Source organism: Novosphingobium sp. 18050, from assembly GCF_902706195.1.
Lineage (GTDB): Bacteria > Pseudomonadota > Alphaproteobacteria > Sphingomonadales > Sphingomonadaceae > Novosphingobium.
This window is the reverse complement of the sequence record NZ_CACSJO010000019.1, coordinates 1-22,647: the sequence shown is the minus strand read 5'-3', so window position 1 is coordinate 22,647 and position 22,647 is coordinate 1. Positions and strand designations below refer to the sequence as shown.

Genomic DNA, 22,647 nt, shown 5'->3' with positions numbered 1-22,647 from the left:
GTCAGTCCTTCTTCACCGCCCCGAGGATCGCCTTCACGCCGTCCTCCGCAATTCCGCGCATCGCCTTATCGGCGCCGGAATCGAACGCCGGACGGATGAACGGGCGCGGTGCCTGGCGGAAATTTCCGAACTCTTCCTGGATGGCCTGCGGCAGCGGGCCGGGGCCGACGTACATCTCGATCGGCGCGATGCGGTCGAGCTTCGACCGCTGGGTCTTGGACAGCCGGTTCGATACGCGGACGCTTTTCGCCATCTCGCCGGAGCCGCGCGCGGCGTGCGCGCGCATGTCTTCGGCCATCGGCTTCAAGTTCTCGCGCATGATCGGCGTCAGGGTCTTGCGGGTGAGCGCCTTGCCCATCGCCTTCAGGTTGCTCTTCAAATTCTTCGAAACGACGAGCTTCATGGTCGGCTTCATGCGGTGATGTCCGGCTGCGACGAGCAGGTGATCTCGATGCCGTCATTGCGGCGCAGAGCATCGACTTCCTTCGTCCCAGTGACGTAGTAGACCGCGCCCCCGAGCTTGATGATGTCCTTGCCGGTGATCGTGCGGGTAAGCGGGCCGCTCAGGACGGTGAAGCGCGTCGCTAAGTCCTGCCCCTGCTGGCTTGCGCGAAGGCGCTCGCCGTCGCTGACATCATGCTTCTTCGCCCAGCGCTTGCCGATCTCGGCGGGCTCGCCGTTCACGGTTGCGGTGCCATCGTCCAACGGCTCTGCGCGCCAGATCGAAATGCGGCGGTTGAGCTCGCCTTTCTTCACAGGGTGTGCCGCTTGAAGCGCCGGCAAAGGCGCTTTGCGGCGGCCTCGGCATCGGCAAAGATTTTCCCCCCTTCGCGATCGGCGTCATAGGCCGCGATCATCACCAGCATCGCCCGGCAAAGCCCCCGAGGAACCTCGTTGGGGTCCTCGTAGCCGGCGCGGATAGTCACCGTGAACGCCTGCCGGCTATCTATGAAAGGCCAAAAGGCACCGACGACAGGTGCGACCTTGGCTGGTCGCTCCGTGAGGTCTGTCCGCGCATTCTGGGTGGCAGGAACCCCGCCGGCGGGGGTGTACGTGACAACCGGAATCGACGTGTCGGCAATCGGCCAAGCCCGTATGGAAACGGGAGAAAAGCCGTTGAAGTGCTCCACCACTTCGCGGGCCTCCAAGATGTGACCCGTGTAGTCCTCGACCCACGCTGCAGCATCTCGGATGAAATCCTCGATCTCATCGTTCTGGTCTGTCTCGTCGTCTTCGACCTTCAGCTGGCGCTTGGCCTCTTCGAGCGTGACGGGCAGAGCCATAGACGAAACCTCCTGATTTTGTGGGCCGGCGCGGTGGCCGGCCCCTTGGTCGCCGGGACGGCTTACTTCTTCTGTTCGCCCAGGTTCTTTTCGACCGCTTCCTGGCCGGTCAGCGTGGGATCGTTGAAGTCGATCTTGTTCTGCTCGACGGACGTGCCCGCGCGCGGGTCGCTGTCCACGGCCGGATGGTCGAGATCGACGTCAGGAACGATCTGCTGCGGCGCGCCCGAGGTGTCGATCTCGGTGGCGGCGGCGATGTCGGCGGGCTTGGTCGCGGCGGTGCCGCTGGCGGTCGAGGTGGTGCGGGTATTCATGAGGGGTCTCCTGCAGTTGACCGAAACGGCGCATGCAGCGTCGCTTCGATCAACCGGGGCGGCCGAAACCGCCCCGGAAGTTTGATCAGGCGCCGGTGCCGATCTTGATGGCCTTCATGGCGTCCGGATTTTTCACGCCGCCGCCTACGCGCTTGGTCACGTAGAAGCAGATGAAAGGCTTGTTGGTGTAGGGATCGCGCAGGACGCGAACGCCGATGCGGTCGATCACGAGGTAGGTCTCGCGCATGTCGCCGAAGAGCGCGGCCACCGCGCCGGCGCCGAGGTTCGGCATGTCAGGAACGTCCACGACCGGACGGCCGGCCAGGGTGGAGGGCTGGCCCGCGACGAACGTCGGCTGCCAGATGTAATTCCCCTGGCCGTCCTTCAGCTTGCGCACGCCGCCGAGCGAGGAGCGGTTGAGGAAGAACTTCGCGTTGGGCTCATAGGCGGCCGGCAGCTTGTAGACGGTATCGATCACACCGTCGGTGGTGAACGCAGCAGCCGCGCCGCTATTCACGACCTCGATTGCGCCCCAAGGATGGCGCGCAGCGGCGGCCGCACCGGTCACGTACCCCAGCAGGCCGAACGGCTTGTTAGTGCCATCGCCCGAAAGGAAGGCGATACCCTCCTGGCGGGAGAACTCGACCTCGATCTCGTCGACGAGCCAGCGCTCGATGTCGATTTCGCTGTCGTCGAGAAGGCGCTGCGATGCGGCGGCGTTGGCGTAGATCTCGCCCAGCCCGAAGTCGAGCGAGGTGAACTGCGGCGTGCTCGTTGCGGGGCGCGACGCCGTTTCTCCCACCCAGCCGGAGCCGACAGCGCGGTCGGTGAACAGCTTCGTGAAGCCCGACGTGCTGATCGACTGCACGGTCGCCTCGGCGCGGATCGGATTGATCAGCTTCAGGCGCTCGTTGATCGAACGATCCCACTCGATCGGCGTGGTGTAGCCGCCGTCGGCATTGGTGCCCTCGGTCATCGCGGCGCGCGGGCCGGTGCGATGCGCCGCCTTCAGCCTCTCTTCCTGCTCACGCGCGCCTTCGCGCATGTAGGACGAGAAGAGGCCCGAATATTCGGGGTCGGCGAGCGCGGGGGTGTTGGTGCCGCCGAGCTGCGCAGCGGCGAGCTTCGCAGAATGGTCGTTGATGGACGCTTCCAGCGCGCTCATCGTTTCGTTCATCTTGCTCAGCTTGTCGGTCACGACGGCGTCGTCGACCTTCGCCTTCAGGCGCTCGTCATTCGCCGACTTGAACTCGTCGAACGCGCCCTGGAGGGCCGCGATCATCGCCTTCGGGTCACCGGAAACGTCCGCACGGATGGTGGAGCCCATGATCGCGCGCGGCATCGCGGGGATCACCGAGGCGGTCAGGGTCAGGGTCGGGGTCTCCGCGCGCAGTGCGCGGAACGGGTAGGCGAGCAGGGTCGCCACCGCCGCGAGGGCGGTCATCGAAATGCGCTTCATGGTGTGCCTCTTTGGCTCTTAGCTGCGGAAAGACTGGACCAGCCGCTCGATCGCGGAAGCCAGTTCGGGATCGCCGCCAGCGCCAGGCGTGTCGGCAGGGTCGAGGGCAGCGCCGGGCGTACCCTTGATTTTGTTGATGCGGGACCGTGCATCGCTGCGCGTGGCGCCGCCGGCGACCAGCGCAAGTTCCATGGCGCGGACATCGTTGACGGCGGCGTCCGATGCCTTGGCCTTCTCATCAACCTTGGTCTGGTCGGCGGACAGGAGTGCATCGGCAAAGCCGCGCTCGATGGCCACGGACCCTGACATGTACGTCTCTTGGTCCATCCACTTCGCGCACTCGGCAGACGTTTTACCGCTACGCTGGGCGTAAACGTCGGCCATGGCCTGGTCGAAAGGAGCGAGGAATTCAGCGACCTCGGCCATGTCGTTCCGATTGCCGACCGCGACGACCCAGCAATTATGGATCATCAGGAAAGAAGCCGCGCCGATCTGCACGGTATCGCCGGCCATGGCGATGACAGATGCTGCCGAGGCGGCCATGCCCATCACTTTGACGGTGATGTCTTGCGGATGTTCGCGCAACACGTTGTAGATCGCCAAGCCTTCGAACATATCGCCGCCGGGGCTGTTGATCTGGACCTCGACGGGACGATCGCCGATGGCGCGCAGCTGGGCCGCCACCTTTTTCGCGGTGATCCCGCCACCTGTCCACCAATCCTCGCCGATGATGTCGAACATGGTGATGACATTGTCGCCTGGTTCCAGCGCAGCCGGGCGGATGCCAGCCGCGTCCGCGTTCCAACGGTCAAGGACAGGCGCGGGCGTGAAGGCAGAAACGCCGCGTTCGGCAGGGACCGGAAGCGCGCCGGGGCGTTGCCGGGCCGTGATCCCACCCACGATAGCGCGCGGGCGCGGCGGGGCCGCCTGTTGTGACGGCGCGGCACCCGGCAACGGGCGACCGTTGATCGTCTTCACTGCGGCCGGCCGGCCGGTCTTTGAGGGCTGATCAGTCATCGACGGGTTCCTTGGGCGGCGTAGTGATTTTGGCGGCGGGGGCAGGCAGCTTATCGCCGCCCTCGATGGGGTTGAGGTCGAAAGCGCCTCGAACTTCGTCGGGCGTCCGGTAAGCACTGTTCGGCCCGAGAGCCTTGGCGAAGAAATCGGCCTGGTCCTTGAGAGAGCCTCGCAGAAGCGCACCCTCGTTGAACTTGACGTAGAGTTCGTCCGCGTCCTGCTCCGCTTCGCTCAAGCAAGATCGCTCGATGGCCTGCTCCCAAGCGACGAACCAAGGCATCAGGCAGTAGGTGACGAAGAACAGGCCCAGCTGCTCGATGCCGCTGCCCCAGCTCGTCTCATCCATCATCAGCAGTGGGCGCGGCACGCCGGTGAAGCGCGAAATTTCTTCGGCCTGACGCTTCCGCATCTCATCGAACTGTGCATCTTTGGCGGAAGTTACGAAGGGCTTCGCCTTCAGGCCTTCCTCAAGGATCAACCATTCACCCGCCGCGTCGCCATCGGCCTGGCGCTCGCGCATGCTTTCGCGGAGGCTCTTGATCGCCTCGTCGCCCAAATCTTTCTCGGTCTCCAAAGCGCCGCCGGCCATGACGCCGCCCTTGAGCACCTTGCCGGCTGCTTTCTCGGCCTGGGCTGCGATGCCGATGGCATTGACTGCCATGTCCAGCAGGTTGACGCCCTTGAGGCCATCGCGCGTGACAGGATGGCGGAAGTGGAAGACTTCGTCCTGACGAAGGATGGTCGTCCCACCACCGGGGCGGCGATACTCGAAGGTCAAGTTCCAATCATCTGACAGCTTGGGGGTGACGGATTTCCGCTTCAGCGGCACCAAGGCGATGATCTGGTTCTGCTTCCCGCGCCGCATTCCACGGATGATCAGCGCGTAGGCGTTCCCATCGAGAAGAGCCAAAAGTTGCATGTAGCTCTTGAACTCGAACGCGGTTTGATACTGGTTCGGCCGCTTGTGCAGCAGTCGATACAGCGCGTGGTCTTTCGCCTTTGAAATCGTCTCCCGGCCTTCGCGGTCAATGCTGCGGCGCATCAGGTGCGTGGGCAGCATTCCCATAGCGCTTGAGATCAGGTGCGCTGCACGGAAGAACGCGCTGTTCCGCAGCGCCATCGTCTCGTTGACGCTAACCCCAGAAGCCGACTGACGACCTTCACTCAGGAATTGCGCCAGAGCGGGGCTGTCCATATCCCAAGTCTCATACGAGGCCGGGGAGCGGCGGCCCTGTTCAGGAGCGTCCGGCGCGGGCGCGGCAGATGGCACGCCAAACAGGCGGTCAAAGAATCCCATTCGACCTCCCGTTAAACCCGAATAATGCCGCGCGAGGCGTAAACCGACTTCTTCTTCGGCTTTTCATTCATCGCGGCGGCACCAACGGCCATCGCGACAGTCACAATCCCGTCGATCCGGCCGCGTGAGCGCTGCTTGTTAAAGGCCCGATTGCCCTGACCGTCCTCGTCAAGAGCAGCATTCGCTGCGCAACTGTAAGTCACTGGAGATGCGTCGATGACGATCTGCTCGGCAAGGATGACGTCTTCCAATTTCGTGATCGAAGTCGGCATGCACAGCTGTTTCTCTTGGAAGATGATCTTGGTGCCCTGCGCGTGCGCAACGAGTTTTAGACCTCTGCCTTCCGGCTTGCCGGGACCTTCGAAACGCCAGACCTCAAGCCCGACTTCGGCGCATGCTTCCTCGAATTGCGCAAGGAACGCGACGTCGAACGCAAGAAAGGCGACATCGTGCTCCGCGCACAGTTCCTTCACCTGCATCGCGACATAGGTGTAGTCGATGACCGGGCCATCCACCGCCTTCAGGTAGCTCTCCGCTACCCAGTCCTCGTATGGGGCGTTGTCGGCCTTGGCCCGATCTTCCAGGCCCCGCTTGGTGGTCCAGTACCAGGTCTTGACCGTGTGCCGGACGGGCTGGTCGACTGGGGTGTCGATCCAGTCTGCCGACAGCGCGGTAAGGTCGTTTTTCTGCGAAAGGTCGAGCGACAGATAGCAGCGCTTGCCGCGCTGCTCCCGGCTATCGACGCTGCCCTGCACCGCCGCCCAAGCCTCCTCGGCAATCCAGAAGTCGGCGGCGCCGGTTGGCACTCCGAAATACAGGCGCTTGGTCGAGCTGGCGGTAGAGATGCGGGTGCGAGCGGTGTTCACGCGCTCGCGGATATTCTCGATCGGGAAGGTCTCGCCGAGCGCCGGCAGCGACTTACGCCAGACCGCCTCGTTCTCGAAAACCGTGTCCCGGTCCTTCTTGTCGACCCGCGCCACGAACGCGAACGCGGTGTCGTCCTTCACTTTGCCGAGCGCGATGTCCTGGTAGAGATCGCTGTAGCTGGTGCCGACATGCTGCGCGGTCGCGGGGGTGTTCGTCCCCATGATCAACATGGCACTGCCGGCCACCTTGGCGATGGCCTCCTCCCAGGTCTTCAGGGAGGTGTCAGTGCGGAACTCGTGGATCTCGTCGGCAAGCACTGCAGCCGGGCGCGGGCCCGACTGTCGCTCGCCGCCGGCCAGCGTTCGGAAGAACGAGCCTGTCTCGGGGTGCTCGATCTTCCAGGCGTTATCGCCCTCGCCGCGAATGATCACCTCCCCTCTATTTTCGAGACTGTCGCCGTCCTCCTGGTCCGGGATGTCGGCCCGGCACATGGCCGTGGCATCCCGAAACAGCACGTTGGCTGTGGCCTTGTCATTCGCCAGCGCGAACACCTGGGCGCGGGGAATCCCGCACCAACCCATCATGTAGAGCCCGATGCCCGCCATCAGCGGCGACTTGGCCTGACCCTTTCCGGTCTCGGAACCGCAAGCGCCCGCTTGAGGTGTGCCAGCCGAAGAGGCTGCCCATCACGAACGTGTGCCAGGCGAGCGGGTGGAACGGCTGGCCCGCTGCCGGGCCATCGGTCACCGTGAACACAGCCGGGAAGAACCCCAGCGCATGGCCGGCTTCCTCGGGCTTCCAGAACAGCCCCCGTCGCTCGCCGTCGCGAATGTCGCGCAGGTGACGCTCGGCCTGGCCCCGCACGATATCGCCGACGACGAACTTGCCGGCGACGGCATCACGCGCCCAGGCTGTCGTCGGGTCCTCTGCCGCGAGGTAGGGGTTAGGCAATGTTGCGGGGCTTCAGATACGTGTCGGCGCCAGTCACCCGGCGGCCCTTCTTCTCCACCTTTGCGGCGCCAGCGCGGCGGCGGGGCGACAGGCCAAGCTCCTGCTCCTGCCGATCGGCGTCCGAGCCAGCTTCGCGCATCGCCGTGAAATAAGGGCTCAGGCGAGCGATGGCTTTCGGGTTGCCGCGCTTCGGCTTGGTCACCGCGCCATGTTCCGCAACGTCGCGGGCGCAGCGATCATACACGACATAGGCGAGCACCAGGCGCTGGATAGCGTGAGCGTTCGCCGGGGTCAGAATTTCCCGATCCTTCATTTCGGTGGTGACGCGCCGCCAATGTTCAGTGGCGGCGGCGAGCTCGATCTCATCGGTCAGGATCAGCGCCCAGTCAGGCTCGACGACGATGGCGCCGGTGCCTTCGATCGGAGTGACGGTCATTCAGGTTCACCCCTTTCCGGCTGAACTTTTTAGTTTGAAAATTGCTCTCGGTGCGCAGGGAGGTTCGCCACCGGTCAGGAGATCGCCGCCCCTCAGACTTTTGACCGGGGGGTATCTATGACGAATTGGCGCCATCCATCCTTTGGTTCGCCCTCTCGCACCTCAGCAGTGAGGCTAATGGACGCTGATACGTGGATCGGCGTCACGATGACGGTGACGCGCATGTCCTCGCCGTCATTCGGCTTGCCGACGAAGCCGTGCGACATGCTGCCCTCTTGGTAGATGTCGAACTGTCCGACCATGCCCGTTGCCGCCATCATCGTTCGCACCGCGTCATTGAGACGTTCTGTCATTACGAACTCCTATTCCAGGGATGGGAAGGATCGAGCGGCCTACCGTCGCGACCAGTGCCGCGAACGATGCCCGTTCGCTCTTCCCGCTGGATCTCGCCATCATGACAGGGCTTGCAGACCGCCTCCCAGTTCTTGCGGTCCCAGAACAACTTCAGGTCACCCTTGTGCGGGACACGGTGGTTGACGACGGTGGCGACGGTGGTCAGCCCCTTGTCGTCACACCGCACGCACAGCGGGTTGGCGGCGATGAACGTCTCACGAGCCTTCTGCCACTTGCCACCATAGCCACGCTCTGCAGTCTTGCGCTTGTCACTGCGCCAGCTGGGCTCAGCCACGCGAGGCGGCCTCAACCATTTCCTTGGCCGCGTCCTCGTGCGCAAACACCATGGCCCAAAGGATCTCTTTTGCATCCGAAGACATGCGGTGGCCGTGGCTATCGAGCCGCGCCCGCAACGACTTCGCCTTGGCCAGCTCGACATGCGCAGCAGCGGCCTGGGCGATCACCATAGCCTCAACCACAGTCAGGCTCCGGTTTCAGCGTCACGGTCACCGCGCCATGCACGTCGACCTTCACAATCTCTTCGCGCTCGCGATCGACGACAACCTCGCCGTGCGCGTCCACCTTGTGCTTCGTCACGACACCGGCCTCGATATCGTAGGCAACGACCTGGTCCTGCACCACGCCATCAAGCGAGATGATGAGGCGACGGCCAAGCTCGGGGTCGAAGTCCTCATCATAAACCGAACCCTTGGCAGGGATGATGGGCGGCGTGTCGGGCATCATGCCGTCTCCGTCTCAGGCACAATCTCGAAACCGAGAAGCACCAGCTGCGCCACCAGATCGTTGATGCGGCGCATCAGTTCCTGGCCGTAGGCGGGAGCCACGGCCTCGATCATCGCTTGGTCGGAGAAACCACCGACGGCCGGCAGCGCGTGCCCCGGTGCGTCGTACAGCTTCCGGAGGCGCTTGACCTCAGCCATCATCTGATAGGCCGTTTCCATGTCCGCGACCGTGAGGCCATCCGCCTTGCTCATCACGAACTTGATGTCGCTCATGTGCGGGTCCTTGATGACTGGAGCGACCAGCCGGGTTCGAACCGGCATCATCAGCTTGGAAGGCTGAGGCCCTACCGTTGGACGATGGTCGCTAATGACTGCGCCCGACAACCGTTTCCGGCTATCGGGCGCATGTATCCACTTTGGCTAAAGTAGCATCTGTGTTGCCCCCGCGCAAGCTATACGCGGGAGAACCCTAGACGAGACGCATCAAGCCGACTTCTCGGAGAAAATCATTGATGTCAGAGCGCCGGTGGCCCGCATCGCGGTAGTGCGTGCCCGCGCCCTGGCTCGTGGTCAGCATCTTCTCGATGTCGTCCACATGAACTGCCCCAGGAGCAACACCAATCAGCTTCTGCAGGACCGCGTTCACGCCCGCGTTTTTGATGTTCTGGACCTCGATCATCGTCTTGAGGACTTCGATCTGCTGCTGCAGCTTCTGAATTTCCATCTTCGTTAAATCGTCCATCGGAACCCTCGTGAATCGTTATTGTCTCTACGGACGGTTAACCTTGGCCGCTAGGCCATAGGGGTCAAGCCTGTGCCGCATTTGTTCCCCGGGGTTTTACGCGGCAAGCTCGTCCGGCTCCAAATGCAGGAGCCTTCCGGCTTCAACCCCCTTGAGCAAGGCAACCGCTACGTCGGCGGTCCGGAAGCTGAGCGTAGGCCCATATTTCGCGTGAAGGTCGGCCATCACGCGATCAACCAACACGTTGTCGCCCCAGACGCGGTAACGTCCTGCCGGTGCCGCGATACCGCGCCGGATTGTCGCTGTCCCGTCGTCGAGCGGCTCGACCCATACCTCCTCGATGGAGCCGGTGGTGACCATATGGCGGATGCGGTCGGTGAGGATGCGCATGCCCGCGATGAACTCCTGCCGGATGATCTCGCGGTGCCGTCCCGAGCGGGGCGCCACCTTCTCGCGGCCCAGCTTATCAGTGGTCACCCTCGACCCGTAGCGGTCCATCGCGATCTGCCGGAACGACTTGTCGTCGAGCACTACAGCTCGGAGGGTATCCCGGGTGTGGCCGAGGCTCATCTCGCACAGCTTCAGCTTGCGCTTCGCGTCGATCATGCCCGGCGTCGCGTTGATGACGCTGGAAGCAGCGTTCACACCTCGCCCGCCCGACGAGATATTCAGGCACGAACGAACCGGGGACCGCTCCGACCGATCGAATGCAGTCCGATAGAACCGCAGCGCGTTCAACTCGTCAGGGCTGAGCGCGCCACTGGCGCCCATGGTCTCGATCAGCGGCGTGCGCCGATAAGCGAAACCGTAGGGCAAGCCGCTTTCGGTCACCACGCGGCCCAGCTCGAACTTGACCCGCGCCTCCTGCTCCGGCGTAGGCCGTTCCGTCTGCGCCTCGGCCGTGCGCGCGAGCTTCGCGCGCGCCGCCTTCACCTTGCCGCGCGGTGCCTTGATGCGGCGGTTCTGGGACATTTTAGCGCTCCTCGACTTTCTTACTCTCACGCATTCGCTCATCGATCGCGGCGCGACACGACGGCAGGCCGTGCGATTGGCTGTCATGAAGGTCCACGTCGAAGTCACCGATCATCAGGCGGTTGACGTTGTGGCTCTGGATTAGCTTCCAGCCATAGGCGGTGCCGTAACGCGCATTGAGCGCCGTGTTGCACCGGTCGAGGTAGTCCAGCCGCGCCCTGTCGGCGCGAAGCTCGGCGCATTCCGCCTCCGCGCGCTCGGCCCGGTTACGATAGTCCTGCGCGTTCGGGTGCTCGTCTGCCTCGGCAGCTGGCGTAGGCGCGGTGGCGACGCGCAGGCGGTCGCTGGATAGCTGCGCCGCCGCCTGCCGAAGCAGATCATAGGCGACGTCGGCGAGCTCGCCCTCCAGCGGCTTGCCGTCCATGAGGTCCGCAGCAGCGCCGATCCGCTCGATCAGCGCCAGCCGCCGCTTGTCCTGCTGGGCAGCAAGGTCTTCGCCTTCTCCGGCGACGGTGGCGCGCACGAACGGGTTCGCCCCCTCGATGCCAACAGGCGGATGTGTCGCGCCCCAGGCGTGGAACCAAAAGACACCACCATTCGCGACGATGCCCGCCAGTTCATCGGGCGCGAACTGCCACTTGCTGATGCAGTTCGGGTTGCCGTCGAGATCGCGATACCGATGGACGTGCAGGTCATAGACCGTGCCCGCAGCGGCATCTTCAGGCGTCGGCGCGCGGAGGATGAGGTTCGCCTCTGCGAATGGAATTCCCACCGCCATGTCAGTTCCTCACCTGCGTTGCGCCCATGACCTCGACCAGACGATCGCGAGCGATGACGGTGGCGCCGTCATACGCATCAACGGCGAAGGCAGGTGGCGACAGCCGGGTGATGCATAGGGCGCTGGCCGCCTGGAACAGGATCAGCATCGCATCGAGCGGATCGCCAAGTTCCATCAGCGCGCGATGCGCCAATACGCCAGCGAGTTCGCCCTTCTGATCGTCAGTCACTTTGCGTCCTTCCGTTTGCCGTACAGCTGTTCGGCGAGCAGTTCGGCCTGCTTGCGATCGGCCCAACCTTTGAGCCATTCGGGGTTGATGAGGATCAGGCCATGCTCCTGCCAGGCAGCGTAACCGGCGCGCCGGGCGGCAGCTGGGTCCGGCTCGTGGCCCAGCGTGGCGAAGCGTCCGAGGGGGGATCGGATCGTCATGCGGGGATCACCCGCACGGTCACTCGCCGCCCGCCCGTGACCCGCGTCCCGGCCTTGCTGTGCTCGACGCACCTGCGTGTGAGCCCGTTGTTCTTCAGCGGCGACTTGACCTTGATCGGTGTCCCGCACTCGGCGCAGGCCGCTTCCCAGATCATCAGCTCGGACGGTGACCCATCCCGACGAACGTATGGTTCGAAGCCGGTCAGACGGAACGACTGGTCGTCGAGCATGACGACGGTTCCGACGGCTGGTCGGTTCTCTGTGAAATCCAAATTCATGATTGTGTCCTCGGCAGCCCCAAGGCGGTGAGACGGTGGGCGGGGGAGAACCCCTTAAGGGGTTCTTCCCCCCCTCCTCCCGCCACCCAAAATCGGGGGGTGAGTCGGGTGGTGCTCTGAGCGGCGAAAAACCCAGCGAAACCCGCAGAAATCTGCCGTTTCTGGGTGGTGCTTCCGACCGCCGCGTTTTTTGTGCGATTACAGGCGTTTTCGAAGATTTGACGAAGTGTCGCAGCAACTGTCGCGCGACTGTCGCGACAGTTGCCTGAAACCCGCAGAAATCCGCCACTTTGCGCTGACGGTGCGACAGTTGCGACAGCGGCGACAGTCATCGGATTTGCTCCTTGGTGATTACATCCCAGACCAGCGCAGAACCGCGCATATCGAAGGGCTCGGAGGCGGCTGGCGAATGGCGGCGGAAGGCATTTGGAGCACCCAGACGATTGCCGATGAGGATCGTCTCACGGTCGACGCTTTCGATCTCGCGGCCTTTCAGCAGCACGGCCACGCCCATCAGCCCGACCCGGCCCCGCAGGCTCGGAGGGGAGCCAAACAGGTCGATTAATGACCATCCGCAAGCCAGTGCGATATCTAGCCAATTACTTGCGACATGACGCAAATCTCTAAGTAACTCGTACCATTGTCCGTCACTTATACTTCGTGGCGTGGCGAGGCATTCAAGCGCATCGATGGCCGCATGCGCTTGCTGAATGCGGGGATCTGCAGCCTGAGGCATGGCGAAGGCGGGCTCGGCAAGACGGGTCTGATCGAATTGGCCGATCTCAAATCGTTCGAAAGTCATGGGGCGTCGTCCGGATAGATGACTGTGTAGACCGTGCGTTCCGAATGCTTCTCGCCGCGCGCCTTGAAGTCGCCCCCGCCGCCGATGGCGACGAGGTGGCCTTGTTCGACCAGCAGTTCGAGGGCGCGCTTCAGTACGATGGCGGCGCGGATCGGTTTGGGGCAGTTGCGGCTCAGCCAGCGCTTGCCGACGCGGTCGAGCTTCTCCTTCCGGATGAACTCGACCAGCGCCTGGGCATTGTCGGAATCGTCGTCGATCGAACCGGCGTTGAACAGGCGGATTGCTTCGGAGAGGTAATACTGGCCTAGCGCTATCCCAGCGTTCATCGCGTCGACCGAAATGCCGTCGCGCACAACGTGCTCACCGCCTTGGAAATAGGAGATGACAGCGGCGAGCCGGAGCGCGTGCTGGGCCATTTTGGAAGCGAGGTCACTGACCTCGGCCAGCGCGCCATCGGGGCCTTGCTGCTTTTCAAGGTGGTCGCTGAAGGCGATCCAGAGTTTGCGGGCGTCCGGCTGCAGCGTGACTGTCGAGAACTCTAGCTGGCGGGTTTCAGGGTCCATCCGGGAGAAAGCGCCCGTGAGGAGGCTGGTGAGCCTGGATTGGTATGCCGCGACGTCGTCGCGCGACTTTTCCGAAGCCTCCTTCCACAACCGCTGCCCCTTGAGGCTCTTCGGGAAGGTGATGAGCATGCGGCTCATCATGCCTTGGTCGCGAAGCGCCTTGTTCCCGAACAGCTTCATCGCCACGCCGGGCTGGACCATCAGGTGGAGCGACATGCGCCGGCCATCGAGAATTTTGGTGACGTCGGTCCCGCGCACGCGCTTGATCGGCTTCCCGTCCCACAGCTGCGACAGCATCGCGCCGGTCTTCGCCTGCTGCTCGTCCTGCATGCTGTAACCGCCGAGGAACTGGGCGCCCTCGTCTGAAAACAGCCCGATCGAGGGATAGGCTTCGTCGAGCAGCTTCACGATGCCTTCGATCGTGGGTTCCTCGACCAGCAGCATCGGCAGCGCCGGCGGCACCGGCGGCGAGCCGCAGTCCTCCAGCGCCTGCTGGATCTGGAAGCGGTTCTTCGTGCCGCGCTTCGCTGCGCTCACGGCGGCATCGTGGGCAGCCTTCTCCACCGAGAACTGCTGCTGCCGGGCGTCAAACCCTTCGCGCATTTCTTTTTCGCGGCGGTAGATCGGAGCGAGCGCACGCTTGTCGCAGCTAGATTTGCGGTCTCCGCTTGCCGCCACCGTGAAAAGGAACAGGGACGAAGGGATCACTTCGCCGGTCGGCATCTCGATCTCGATCCGCGTCTGCGCTACGATCGCGCACGCGCCGAGCACCGCCTGCGCGGCAATCGAAGTCGGGATCTGCACGATGTCGACCAGACCCTGGATGCATTCGGCCAGGCGCGGCGGCAGCGCGTGCAGCGGATAATCTTCCGGGTCTCCAACCGAGGGTCGAAACTCGATCGGCTGGCCGGGCACGAATGTGCTGGGGGGGTCGAAGTCGGCAAAATTGGCCTCGACTGTCATGCGCGCACCCCGCGCAGTTCGTCGTTCCAATCCTTGAAGTCGGCGGGCGGGAAGGCCTCGGAAGGGATCAGGCCCTTCGCGATAACAGCATCGCGCGCTTGGGTGACGGCCAACCGCCCCGCGTCGTTGTTATCGCCAGCGAAGCAGACAGACCGAACTTCGGTGGGATAGTCGACACGCGACAGCATCGCCGTCCCGCATGTCACCCAGACGGACTTGTCGGGCAGGCGCTGGGCAAGGGTGAGGCCATCCTCGGGCCCCTCGCAATTGATAAGGTGCGGCCGGACAGGGCCTAGCCGCAGCGCTGAACCGACGATCTGGCCGAAGGACAATTTCGCCTTGCCGATTGAGCCATCAGGACGCGGGCGCGAATACTTGCGCCTGCCGCCATCCTCAAGGAACACGCATTGGACACCGACAACGGCGCCGGTGACATCCTGCAAAGCGCAGGCCATAGCGGGAATGTCCCGCCCAGCCTCGCCGGTTTCGGGATCATACCATCGCGGCGTCATTACGAAGCGGACGGTAGGCGGCAGGTCGATGGTGATCCCACGCGACCGCGCATAAACCCCGGCCGGTGTGTCGAGCGTCGCTCGTATCGAACGCGACCAAATTGTGCGAGCAAGCGCGATCCTCGACGCTGACGCGCGCTCGATCTCTCGCTTCCGCCTGGTGCGCTCCTCCTCCGAGATCACTGGAAACGCATCGCCTGACAGCGTCTCGACAGCCGCGCGGAACGATAGGCCCTCACAATTCACCAGGAAGGTGATCGCATCCCCCGCAGCTCCGCAGCCCCAGCAGTGGTAGGTGCCCTTGGTGTCGTTCACCTCAAAGCTGGGCGTGCGCTCGCTATGGAACGGGCAGAGCCCTACCTGCTCATCTCTTCCGCCGCCCCGCTTCTTCAGCTGTGTGTGGCGCCCTATGATATCCGAGATCGAATGCCGCTCGCGAGCCTTGTTGACCAGTTCACGGAACTCGTCGTCGCTGAGCCGACCCGAAGGCTGCGCAGCCTGTCGTCCCATGGCCCCCACCGTTCAGCCCCCGTGCGAAGCGAGGAAGTCGTTCGGCTGGACCTTTCCGTCGGTCTCGCGAGCGATGGCGACGAGCAAGTTCGGGCGCGGGTAACGCTGACCCTCGACATAGCGATGAACGGTCCGACCGTTCTTGACGCCAATCTTCTTTGCGAACGCGCCGTAGGACAGCTGAGCCTCGGCAAGGTAATCTCTTAGGGTCATTCGTATGTTGTAGCCTCTTTGGCTACTACCAGCAATAGCTTGTAGCCATTTTGCCGACTTTCCGCACCGCAATATTAGGCTCTTCTCATCGTAGCCAAAACGGCTATAAGAGCGGTCCCAGGACAAGGGAATTGGCTACAATGAACAACATCCGTGATCTGCGCCAAGCGCGCGGCTGGTCGATGCGCGAGCTTGCTGATGTGATGAGCAGCCAAGGCGAGGCCGTGCACTTCACCACGATTGCGAAGATCGAACGATCGCAGCGCAAACTCACCATTGAGTGGGCGAAGCGCTTTGCAGATGCTTTCGGCGTTCTGCCTGGCGAGGTCGTTGGCGAGGACGACGCGGGGATATTCCCGATTGTCGCGCGACAAATCCCCGTGATCGGAATGGTTGCCGCAGGGCATTGGCGCGAAGCGATCCAAGAGGCCAGCGAATATATCGCGGCGCCTGTAGCCGCCCCGCGAGCCTTCGGATTGAAGGTTGAGGGCGACAGCATGGATCTAGTGACCCCGGAAGGTTCGACCGTTTTGATCGACCCTGACGACTCGGACTTGCGGGATGGCTCCTATTACGTCGTGCTCAACGGCGAGGGCGAGGCCACTTTCAAGAAGTACCGGGCTGAGCCCGCTCGGCTCGAACCGTGCTCCAGAAACCCTGAGCACTCGGTTATCATGCTAGGAAAACAGCCTTTTTCGATCACTGGCCGGGTCGTCGGGGTGTATCAAAAGCTGTAGCCACAAAGGCTACAAAAACCTCTTGAATTGATTAGCCACTCTGGCTACATCCTGTGACAGGGAGTGCACACCGGTGCATTCCATGAAGCGCGGCGAGCCCTTGTCCTGGTCTCCTGCGCTACCCACCAGGAGAGCCAGATGGTTTACCATCCAACCTTTAAGCCGTTCCGCGCCCTTTTCCTGAAAGGAGCCGAATTCGGCATTTCCATCACGGACGCTAAATCAACCGTCGATGATGTGATGATATGGCATGAGGAGGCTTCCACCCTCGTTGCCCAGACGCTCGACACTCTCAGCGACAAGGTGCTGGAGCCCGCGATGGAGCGCGGCGACCAGGAGACCTCAACCGCAGTCGAGCGCGCCGTAACGATGCTGACCACGGCTCGCCGGCTGATCGAGATCGGCAGCGGCGCTCTTGATGCGATTTATACCCTGCTTCCGAATGCCAAAGGCGGCGATCTGGCTACCGTCCAAAGCGCGGACCAGACCCCAGAGCCACCCCTGCGCCGTGCGGTCCGCCTGCTTCGCGCCAAGGCTGCATGGCGACAGGCGGTGTCCGCGTGGGAAGCCGCCGAGAAGCTGGACATCTCCAACCTGCCCGAAGCGGAGCAGGATGCGGTGTTCGATGCTGCGGGCGATGCGTTGAATACGCTGGTCGGCATTCGCGCTCCGGACCTCGCAGCGCTGAGCGAGAAGATGCAAATCATGGCGAAGACCGGAACGGTTCTCGCCACCGGATATTTCGACGACTTGCTCGCCGATATCGACGCTCTTCGCGGCACTGGCCAGCTTACGCCCATTGAGGGTTGAGCGGTGCAGACGCTTCATCGCCTGATCGCGGCGATCGAGCCTTGGTATGACTGGCGGCAACGAGACATTTTCCGCCTCGATACTGAAGAGCGCGACTTCTCAGATGAAAGCGAGGGCACGGCCTTCCGCTTCGATCTTCAATGGCTTGGCGTCCATCTCGCGTTCGAGATTGGCCGCACTCCCCGAAAAATCCCGGCCGCCGAGGTCGCCGCCAATAAGGCGCGCCTCGCCCGACAGAAGGAAGCATCAGCATGACCTTCCAATTTAAGGTTCACCCGCAGGACGACATTGCGCGCGTCGCATACGCGCTCCCCCCGCTTCCCGCTGGCATTGGTTACGATCTTACGACCCTCATCGCAGCTTATGAAAGCACCGTGCGCGATGGGCCCGATGGCGCTGACGAAGAGGCCTTCCGGAACATCAAGGCGCACCCAGCGCGCGGCCTTCCCGAAGTGATCGCTAAGGTCATCTATCAGCTGCACTTTGATCATCGCGGCCTTGCAGAAGACGATGCCCTGGTGATCGCGGAAGGTGACGATAAGGACAGAGCTGTCATCGAGACCGCGCAAGTCCTGCTGGGTGAATTGTACGCGCAGATTCCCGATGATTGGGAGACAGCCAGGCGGGCATTGTTCACTGCTATTCTGGCCGAGAGCGATTTCGATCAGCGTGTTTACTTGCCCGCCATGGCCGCCAGCCCAGGTCCCAAGGGGGCGGCGAGCCCCCTCGTGCTGGAGCAAGAGCGGCTCCTTGATGCGCGCTGCGATGCGGAGACCTTCCTGCTCAACATCCCCGCGCCGTCTCTGGCAGACTGGGCTTTGAAGTTCCTGATCTGCTTCGACTGCGATCGCGACATGAACGGGTTCACGGAAGCGCTTTGCACCGAGGCCCGCGCCCTTCTGGGCGTCACCGCAAAGCCGGCCGACGATCACAGCGATGATCTTGTGGTGATGGCCGCCACCGTTGCGGCTCGAAACCCTGCATTCGCACCGGCCAATCAGAAGGAGGCCTGACATGCGTATCCGCAGCACGCTCGCATTTTCTGATGCGAAGACCAATCACGACCGTTGTTGCGCCTCATGGGCCCGTCGAGACGAGTTCGTGCGCGACGAACGATTCACGGCTGCCGACGTCGAGGGGTTGAAAGCCAACCTCCTCGCCAATGCGGAATCGCTGATAAAAACGCGGGCGCTCACGGGTAAAGACATCGCAGAAAAGCTCACTGTGATGCTGGAATACCCAGGGTCTGGATTCAGCTGGCGGGCCTTGGAAAAGGACATCGAAGCGGTCGATCGCCCTGAACCGGGGCCAGCCCTCCGGTCAGCGTATGCCGCGTTTCGCACTGCCTGGCTTGCCATGGGCGAGCATGACACCTCCGACGCATATACGGATGCCGAAGCCACTAGGCTTTCCGGTCACGTGCACAGCACTTTGCAATCGGTTTTCCGCGCGCCCTGCACCACGGCTGGCGACGTCCTCGTGAAGTCTTACGCACACCTTCTATGGCATGCGACGCATACGAACACACGCGACATTCGCGGGACAGGGACGGGCAGCTTCTTCGACATCGACCTGGCGGGGATCGACAGCGATAGCCTACTTACCGACGACTACTATCGCGCTGCATATGATGACCTTGATCACAGCGATCTAGGCGCCTGCTTGCTCTCCACAGGGCGCATCGACTTCGATGCCCGAAGCTGGCTCGACCGCGCCGAAAGCATTGGCATGTCCGTCACACTCATCGTCAGGGACGGTGAAAAGCAGCGCATTTCGATCGGCATGATCGATAGCGACGACGAGCGACTGCAGCGTGAGGAGCGACGCTTGCAGCGCCTCATGGCGTTCGATCATGCGGCGCGCTGGGCGGCCGTGTCGGGATTTGTCACCGATCACCGGCCCGAGCTGCTCTGCCATGCGAACACTGCCAAGCTGGTCGCCGCGCATGTCTGATAGCCGAGAACTTGAACTCACGGCCAGCGAGCAGATGCGAGACCGCATCGCCGATTGGCTCGCTGAAGAGGCCGCCAAACGGGCTGGCGGCGGTTCCTCTGCCCTGAAGCTGCAGAAGCACCTGCTTTTCGTGGAGGCGCGGGTTCGCTGCTTTCCCGGCCGCCTTGCTCAGCCCGAAACCGTCAACCTCATCGACGAACGAACAAGAAGGAACGAGCGATGACCGTAATCAATATGAGCCGTCCAAGCGACGATCGCATTCTCGCGTTCTGCCAATGGCAGACGGCCCAGCCGAAGTTCACGACCAAATCAGAATGGCGAGCGTCGGCTGACGCGGCAGGGTTCGCTGACATTGGCGACGCGAGCCTGCCCCGCGTCGTCGCCATGTTGCGCGATCTCGCTGCATCCGAGTTTCATCATGCGAACCTGCTGGCGGCCGAGACTGCCGGGAAGCGGATAATCGAACTCGACTATGACGAGGATGCCGTAGCCCTGGCCCCCGGCTATTCTGACCGCTTCGCGACCTTGCGAAAGGGCGCAACCCTGAACGAACTTGCTGCCGATCTGGGCACGCCGGAAGATTGGCTGCACAGCGCGATGGAGCACCTCAAGCTCGCGGAATGCGAGCAGCGCGGGGGCTTGATCACCGTATCGTCGGCGGCGGTCGGCCTCCTCCTGTACCGGATCGAGCAGTTGGAACACGGCGGCGAGCCTTGGACGGGGAACGCGGCGTGAGCGAGCCCTTATCGATTAGTCAGGCCCAGTCTCTCACCGAAAGCATGGAGCGCCTGGCAGAGATATTCGGATGCTCGATATCCGAGGTCCTCCATGGATGCGCCACATCTGCCTCGGATGCAGCGCCCGGCTTCCCGGACCCCGTCACGCTTGCGGCAGTAGTCAATGGTGGCCTCATCGGCATCCTTACGTTCATGACTGATATGTCCGAAGCCGGGCGAATGGCTGATCCGAACGGTCACCTCACGTCGCTGTTCCGGCTGGCCGCTGACACATGGGATGGCGTTCGCACCAGTTCGGTCGAAGCAGGAGCAACCTTGCAATGAGCGCCGAAGTCACCCCCGGCGCATGGGAGATTATCAAACTCATCCGCTTGATAGCAGCAGATGATAGCGCCCCCGACATGGTGGCCGTCGCGATGGTGCAAGAGATTGCCGACATCGTCGATCGCGCGCGCGGCTTGCTCCCGGAAAGCGACATCGCAACTTTGGTTGGCATCGGTGCGATCATCATGAAGGACGCTGACGCCGAGATGACCGCCATGGTCCACGCAATGCGGCTGATGCCGCGAGGCGGAAAAGCATGACGCAAGCCCTTAACTACACCGTGAAAGCGCTGGACGATCTTATGGCGCTTCGGGACGCCGCAACCACTGCGCCAGCCGACAAGGCGGGGGTGGATTTCATCATCGGCAAGCTACGCCAGGCCGAGGTGTTCCTCATGCCGGACTACGGGATGTTGCTCGACCGCAGCAAGCCGCGCCCGGAAGTTCCGGGACAGCTCTATCGCCCGCCTTTTCCAATCGTCGCACTGGAATACCAGAGCGCCGATCCCAGCTGGGCAGCGAGTTCGGCCTTCGACGCGGCACCCAGTTCCAAGCGCATAGCGCTTGCCTGGGAGTGGGACGGCTCACTTCCCGTAGGCATGACCACGCCGCCCGAGATGGAGGTCGGGCAAGGCGTATTCGTCGCCTCGGTGTCCTATTACGATGCCCTCGGCTGCTGGGTGCCGACAGGGACGGCGGCGCTCATCCCCTACGAAGCAGCGTATGCGATTCCGAAGCCATCGGCATATCGATCAGAGATGGTGAAAGCTGGCCGCGTGCCCGCCGCTGTCGCCAACGCGGCGTCAATGGTGATCGACGAAATGATGATGATCCTGCCGGTCTCGATGGCCCGCCTCGTCCAAATGAACGGCCCCGAAATGGCTGTCCAGATGTTCTCGGCAGACCTGATGGACGAGGTGAATGCCTATTGCGACCTCGCTATCGCGCTCCAGTGCACGAACGTGAGCAGCGAGAGGCACCCCCAGCCGGAAAAGCTCAATCGATCGCGCGCGAAGGCGGGAAAGCCAGCCCTGAAGGCATTCCATGTCCTCAAGATCGCTGGGCAAGGCGACGGCGGTGGGACGCCATTCGGCGGCAGAGCTAGTGGCCTCCGGTCGCACCTAAGACGGGGGCACGTTCGCCGCCTTGCCCCTGACCGCATCACGTGGGTGAACGCCTGCATGGTGCGCGGATCTCGCCCCGGCTTTGCCGACAAGCACTACACCCTCCCAGGAGCCGCCTGATGAAGCGCACCCACACCTGTAAGACCTGCATGCACTTCCGGCCGGGCGCCGATTCCGACATGAGCGAGCCCGCACCGATCGAGAGCACCGACGACCTCGGTGTCTGTGAGTACCGCGAGCCGGTGCCGAGGCCGCGCCCGATTGGCCCCCTGGTTATCGTCGGCACCCAGCCTGTCGTGCACGCCAGCCGCTCTTGCCAGGAATATCTGCCTGACGACCTCGACGAGGGCGGCGGGGATGATGGCGACGGGCTGCCGGTCCCGGGCAACGTTCGCCACCTCGCCTCGGTCACGCCACGCGCCGCGTAACCCCAGAAAATAAGGAACACGAAATGACGGTCGCACCGCAGCCCACCCGCCTCCTCCCCATGGAGGATATCGAAGACATGACCGGCCTTAGCCGGCGCATGATCTACCGCCTGATCGCCGATGGGCGCTTCCCGAAGCAGTACAAGCCTGGCGGCTGGTCCAGCCGGTGGAGCGAGGCCGAGGTGCGCGACTGGGTTGAACAGCAGCGCGGTGCCGCATGACACCCCGGCAGCACGAAATCCTCATCGGTCTTAGGGGCTACCTGCGGGATAATCCGGGGGCCGTGCCAACGGTGTCCGAGCTTTGCCGCGCCGTAGGCCTCAGGAGCAAGGGCGCGATGCACGACTATCTCTGCAGACTGCAGGATCAAGGCTTTCTGGTCTTCGCCAGAGCGAGCGTCGGCGGCGGGATGAAAGTTTCTATGACCGGCAAGCCTGTCTCGGCCGTAGAGGACTATGACATCAAGCGGTCAGCCTTGCCGGTCGTTGTTGATGCGCTCTCTCGGGAAGCGGAGCACGCTGAAGTTTCCCGACGGTTGGAACTGGGACACACCCACCGCGAGATCGCGCGGCAACTTGGGCGATCGACGGCTTACGTCAGTCACGTTCGGGCGAAGCTGGGCCTTCAGGTCCGCACATATCTTCATGTCACCAGTGCTGAGGCAGATGAGATCCGCAGCCGGGCGGATGCGGGCGAAAACCCCACGGACATTGCCAAGACCATGAGGTTAAGCTCGAATGCAGTGGCCGAGCATTTGGCCGCTGCCCGGCGAGATGCCGCCTAAAATGACGCCGACGCAATACGCCGTCCTCAAGTTCATCTATGACTATCATCGCGATCATGACGGCGGCCTGCCGACGTCGATAGCGGTTCAAAAAGCGACGGCGAGAAGCGAGATCACGGTCTTGCGAGCGATTCAGTACCTGGACGCACAAGGGTTCCTTCAGTGGGGCCGAGCGAAGCTCGGGCGACCTAAGGCTGGAACCGAGCACACCATCAACGTGGTGCTGACG

At 63.0% G+C, this 22,647-nt stretch carries 39 protein-coding genes, 1 tRNA gene and 1 pseudogene; 15 read left to right on the top strand and 26 right to left on the bottom strand.

Features of this window, described 5'->3' with window-relative positions; all coding sequences use genetic code 11:
* Position 1: 1 nt before the first annotated feature.
* From GVL61_RS17310 to GVL61_RS17190, 26 genes are all read right to left on the bottom strand, one after another.
* A complete protein-coding gene (locus GVL61_RS17310; protein WP_159981914.1) occupies positions 2 to 415 on the bottom strand; it encodes an HK97 gp10 family phage protein in 414 nt (137 codons plus the stop codon).
* Positions 412 to 756: a head-tail adaptor protein gene (locus GVL61_RS17305; protein WP_159981913.1), complete on the bottom strand. Its 345-nt coding sequence runs from the start codon at positions 754 to 756 to the stop codon at positions 412 to 414. The genes GVL61_RS17310 and GVL61_RS17305 overlap by 4 nt, the downstream gene beginning before the upstream one ends.
* Positions 753 to 1,283: a head-tail connector protein gene (locus GVL61_RS17300; protein WP_159981912.1), complete on the bottom strand. Its 531-nt coding sequence runs from the start codon at positions 1,281 to 1,283 to the stop codon at positions 753 to 755. The genes GVL61_RS17305 and GVL61_RS17300 overlap by 4 nt, the downstream gene beginning before the upstream one ends.
* A gap of 62 nt (positions 1,284 to 1,345) precedes the next feature.
* Positions 1,346 to 1,597: a hypothetical protein gene (locus GVL61_RS17295; protein WP_159981911.1), complete on the bottom strand. Its 252-nt coding sequence runs from the start codon at positions 1,595 to 1,597 to the stop codon at positions 1,346 to 1,348.
* A gap of 85 nt (positions 1,598 to 1,682) precedes the next feature.
* The gene (locus GVL61_RS17290) at positions 1,683 to 3,056 is read right to left on the bottom strand and encodes a phage major capsid protein (protein WP_159981910.1); all 1,374 of its coding nucleotides are present in this window, start codon (positions 3,054 to 3,056) and stop codon (positions 1,683 to 1,685) included.
* An 18-nt stretch (positions 3,057 to 3,074) separates the two neighbouring features.
* On the bottom strand, positions 3,075 to 4,073 hold the full coding sequence (locus GVL61_RS17285) for a head maturation protease, ClpP-related (RefSeq protein WP_159981909.1): 999 nt from the start codon (positions 4,071 to 4,073) through the stop codon (positions 3,075 to 3,077).
* Positions 4,066 to 5,370, bottom strand: a complete 1,305-nt coding sequence (locus tag GVL61_RS17280) for a phage portal protein (protein ID WP_159981908.1) — start codon at positions 5,368 to 5,370, stop codon at positions 4,066 to 4,068. Before GVL61_RS17280 ends, GVL61_RS17285 begins: the two co-directional genes overlap by 8 nt.
* 11 nt (positions 5,371 to 5,381) lie before the next feature.
* On the bottom strand, positions 5,382 to 6,842 hold the full coding sequence (locus tag GVL61_RS17275) for a terminase TerL endonuclease subunit (RefSeq protein ID WP_235037760.1): 1,461 nt from the start codon (positions 6,840 to 6,842) through the stop codon (positions 5,382 to 5,384).
* A complete protein-coding gene (locus GVL61_RS25060) occupies positions 6,769 to 7,188 on the bottom strand; it encodes a hypothetical protein (RefSeq protein WP_235037759.1) in 420 nt (139 codons plus the stop codon). Before GVL61_RS25060 ends, GVL61_RS17275 begins: the two co-directional genes overlap by 74 nt.
* Positions 7,181 to 7,624 carry a P27 family phage terminase small subunit gene (locus GVL61_RS17270; RefSeq protein ID WP_159981907.1) on the bottom strand — a complete coding sequence of 148 codons (444 nt, stop codon included), beginning with the start codon at positions 7,622 to 7,624 and terminating at the stop codon, positions 7,181 to 7,183. The genes GVL61_RS25060 and GVL61_RS17270 overlap by 8 nt, the downstream gene beginning before the upstream one ends.
* A 92-nt stretch (positions 7,625 to 7,716) precedes the next feature.
* A complete protein-coding gene (locus tag GVL61_RS17265; protein WP_159981906.1) occupies positions 7,717 to 7,977 on the bottom strand; it encodes a hypothetical protein in 261 nt (86 codons plus the stop codon).
* A complete protein-coding gene (locus tag GVL61_RS17260) occupies positions 7,977 to 8,312 on the bottom strand; it encodes an HNH endonuclease signature motif containing protein (protein WP_159981905.1) in 336 nt (111 codons plus the stop codon). The genes GVL61_RS17265 and GVL61_RS17260 overlap by 1 nt, the downstream gene beginning before the upstream one ends.
* Complete coding sequence (locus GVL61_RS17255; protein ID WP_159981904.1) at positions 8,305 to 8,484, bottom strand: hypothetical protein; 180 nt, start codon at positions 8,482 to 8,484, stop codon at positions 8,305 to 8,307. Before GVL61_RS17255 ends, GVL61_RS17260 begins: the two co-directional genes overlap by 8 nt.
* Before the next feature lie 4 nt (positions 8,485 to 8,488).
* A complete protein-coding gene (locus tag GVL61_RS17250) occupies positions 8,489 to 8,761 on the bottom strand; it encodes a hypothetical protein (protein WP_159981903.1) in 273 nt (90 codons plus the stop codon).
* On the bottom strand, positions 8,758 to 9,033 hold the full coding sequence (locus GVL61_RS17245) for a hypothetical protein (RefSeq protein WP_159981902.1): 276 nt from the start codon (positions 9,031 to 9,033) through the stop codon (positions 8,758 to 8,760). The genes GVL61_RS17250 and GVL61_RS17245 overlap by 4 nt, the downstream gene beginning before the upstream one ends.
* An 18-nt stretch (positions 9,034 to 9,051) precedes the next feature.
* A tRNA-Gly gene (locus GVL61_RS17240) sits at positions 9,052 to 9,125 on the bottom strand.
* Between the two features lie 104 nt (positions 9,126 to 9,229).
* A complete protein-coding gene (locus GVL61_RS17235; protein ID WP_159981901.1) occupies positions 9,230 to 9,502 on the bottom strand; it encodes a hypothetical protein in 273 nt (90 codons plus the stop codon).
* A 96-nt stretch (positions 9,503 to 9,598) separates the two neighbouring features.
* The gene (locus tag GVL61_RS17230) at positions 9,599 to 10,474 is read right to left on the bottom strand and encodes a hypothetical protein (protein WP_159981900.1); all 876 of its coding nucleotides are present in this window, start codon (positions 10,472 to 10,474) and stop codon (positions 9,599 to 9,601) included.
* Position 10,475: 1 nt separating this feature from the next.
* Positions 10,476 to 11,252 carry a hypothetical protein gene (locus GVL61_RS25055; RefSeq protein ID WP_235037758.1) on the bottom strand — a complete coding sequence of 259 codons (777 nt, stop codon included), beginning with the start codon at positions 11,250 to 11,252 and terminating at the stop codon, positions 10,476 to 10,478.
* Position 11,253: 1 nt separating this feature from the next.
* Entirely contained in the window at positions 11,254 to 11,481 is a 228-nt protein-coding gene (locus GVL61_RS17220) for a hypothetical protein (RefSeq protein ID WP_159981899.1), read from the bottom strand.
* A complete protein-coding gene (locus tag GVL61_RS17215) occupies positions 11,478 to 11,681 on the bottom strand; it encodes a hypothetical protein (RefSeq protein WP_159981898.1) in 204 nt (67 codons plus the stop codon). The genes GVL61_RS17220 and GVL61_RS17215 overlap by 4 nt, the downstream gene beginning before the upstream one ends.
* Positions 11,678 to 11,959 (bottom strand): hypothetical protein, encoded by a 282-nt coding sequence (locus GVL61_RS17210; RefSeq protein ID WP_159981897.1) that lies wholly within the window; start codon positions 11,957 to 11,959, stop codon positions 11,678 to 11,680. The genes GVL61_RS17215 and GVL61_RS17210 overlap by 4 nt, the downstream gene beginning before the upstream one ends.
* A gap of 328 nt (positions 11,960 to 12,287) precedes the next feature.
* Positions 12,288 to 12,761: a hypothetical protein gene (locus GVL61_RS17205; protein ID WP_159981896.1), complete on the bottom strand. Its 474-nt coding sequence runs from the start codon at positions 12,759 to 12,761 to the stop codon at positions 12,288 to 12,290.
* Positions 12,758 to 14,287: a YfjI family protein gene (locus GVL61_RS17200; protein ID WP_159981895.1), complete on the bottom strand. Its 1,530-nt coding sequence runs from the start codon at positions 14,285 to 14,287 to the stop codon at positions 12,758 to 12,760. Before GVL61_RS17200 ends, GVL61_RS17205 begins: the two co-directional genes overlap by 4 nt.
* Positions 14,284 to 15,309, bottom strand: coding sequence for a CHC2 zinc finger domain-containing protein (locus GVL61_RS17195; RefSeq protein ID WP_159981894.1), 1,026 nt, complete (start codon positions 15,307 to 15,309; stop codon positions 14,284 to 14,286). The genes GVL61_RS17200 and GVL61_RS17195 overlap by 4 nt, the downstream gene beginning before the upstream one ends.
* A gap of 12 nt (positions 15,310 to 15,321) precedes the next feature.
* Complete coding sequence (locus GVL61_RS17190; RefSeq protein WP_159981893.1) at positions 15,322 to 15,522, bottom strand: helix-turn-helix transcriptional regulator; 201 nt, start codon at positions 15,520 to 15,522, stop codon at positions 15,322 to 15,324.
* 140 nt (positions 15,523 to 15,662) lie between these two features.
* Here GVL61_RS17190 and GVL61_RS17185 point away from each other — a divergent pair, with 140 nt between their 5' ends.
* The 15 genes and pseudogenes from GVL61_RS17185 to GVL61_RS17120 all read left to right on the top strand — a co-directional run.
* The gene (locus tag GVL61_RS17185; RefSeq protein WP_159981892.1) at positions 15,663 to 16,259 is read left to right on the top strand and encodes a LexA family transcriptional regulator; all 597 of its coding nucleotides are present in this window, start codon (positions 15,663 to 15,665) and stop codon (positions 16,257 to 16,259) included.
* 138 nt (positions 16,260 to 16,397) lie between these two features.
* Positions 16,398 to 17,069: a hypothetical protein gene (locus GVL61_RS17180; protein ID WP_159981891.1), complete on the top strand. Its 672-nt coding sequence runs from the start codon at positions 16,398 to 16,400 to the stop codon at positions 17,067 to 17,069.
* A 3-nt stretch (positions 17,070 to 17,072) separates the two neighbouring features.
* Entirely contained in the window at positions 17,073 to 17,324 is a 252-nt protein-coding gene (locus tag GVL61_RS17175) for a hypothetical protein (RefSeq protein WP_159981890.1), read from the top strand.
* On the top strand, positions 17,321 to 18,082 hold the full coding sequence (locus GVL61_RS17170; RefSeq protein ID WP_159981889.1) for a hypothetical protein: 762 nt from the start codon (positions 17,321 to 17,323) through the stop codon (positions 18,080 to 18,082). Before GVL61_RS17175 ends, GVL61_RS17170 begins: the two co-directional genes overlap by 4 nt.
* A 1-nt stretch (position 18,083) precedes the next feature.
* The gene (locus GVL61_RS17165; RefSeq protein WP_159981888.1) at positions 18,084 to 19,022 is read left to right on the top strand and encodes a hypothetical protein; all 939 of its coding nucleotides are present in this window, start codon (positions 18,084 to 18,086) and stop codon (positions 19,020 to 19,022) included.
* A complete protein-coding gene (locus GVL61_RS17160) occupies positions 19,015 to 19,245 on the top strand; it encodes a hypothetical protein (protein ID WP_159981887.1) in 231 nt (76 codons plus the stop codon). The genes GVL61_RS17165 and GVL61_RS17160 overlap by 8 nt, the downstream gene beginning before the upstream one ends.
* A complete protein-coding gene (locus tag GVL61_RS17155; protein WP_159981886.1) occupies positions 19,242 to 19,757 on the top strand; it encodes a hypothetical protein in 516 nt (171 codons plus the stop codon). Before GVL61_RS17160 ends, GVL61_RS17155 begins: the two co-directional genes overlap by 4 nt.
* The gene (locus GVL61_RS17150; protein WP_159981885.1) at positions 19,754 to 20,083 is read left to right on the top strand and encodes a hypothetical protein; all 330 of its coding nucleotides are present in this window, start codon (positions 19,754 to 19,756) and stop codon (positions 20,081 to 20,083) included. The genes GVL61_RS17155 and GVL61_RS17150 overlap by 4 nt, the downstream gene beginning before the upstream one ends.
* Complete coding sequence (locus GVL61_RS17145) at positions 20,080 to 20,343, top strand: hypothetical protein (RefSeq protein ID WP_159981884.1); 264 nt, start codon at positions 20,080 to 20,082, stop codon at positions 20,341 to 20,343. Before GVL61_RS17150 ends, GVL61_RS17145 begins: the two co-directional genes overlap by 4 nt.
* The gene (locus GVL61_RS17140) at positions 20,340 to 21,326 is read left to right on the top strand and encodes a hypothetical protein (RefSeq protein ID WP_159981883.1); all 987 of its coding nucleotides are present in this window, start codon (positions 20,340 to 20,342) and stop codon (positions 21,324 to 21,326) included. The genes GVL61_RS17145 and GVL61_RS17140 overlap by 4 nt, the downstream gene beginning before the upstream one ends.
* Complete coding sequence (locus tag GVL61_RS17135) at positions 21,326 to 21,634, top strand: hypothetical protein (RefSeq protein WP_159981882.1); 309 nt, start codon at positions 21,326 to 21,328, stop codon at positions 21,632 to 21,634. The genes GVL61_RS17140 and GVL61_RS17135 overlap by 1 nt, the downstream gene beginning before the upstream one ends.
* Before the next feature lie 23 nt (positions 21,635 to 21,657).
* Complete coding sequence (locus tag GVL61_RS17130; RefSeq protein ID WP_159981881.1) at positions 21,658 to 21,855, top strand: AlpA family transcriptional regulator; 198 nt, start codon at positions 21,658 to 21,660, stop codon at positions 21,853 to 21,855.
* Positions 21,852 to 21,953, top strand: a pseudogene (locus GVL61_RS25440) (hypothetical protein); the annotation flags it as partial. The gene GVL61_RS17130 and the pseudogene GVL61_RS25440, both read left to right, overlap by 4 nt.
* Positions 21,954 to 21,971: 18 nt before the next feature.
* Positions 21,972 to 22,418, top strand: a complete 447-nt coding sequence (locus GVL61_RS17125; RefSeq protein ID WP_235037757.1) for a hypothetical protein — start codon at positions 21,972 to 21,974, stop codon at positions 22,416 to 22,418.
* Position 22,419: 1 nt separating this feature from the next.
* Positions 22,420 to 22,647, top strand: a 228-nt coding sequence (locus tag GVL61_RS17120; RefSeq protein WP_159981879.1) for a hypothetical protein, incomplete at its 3' end; no start/stop codon positions are given.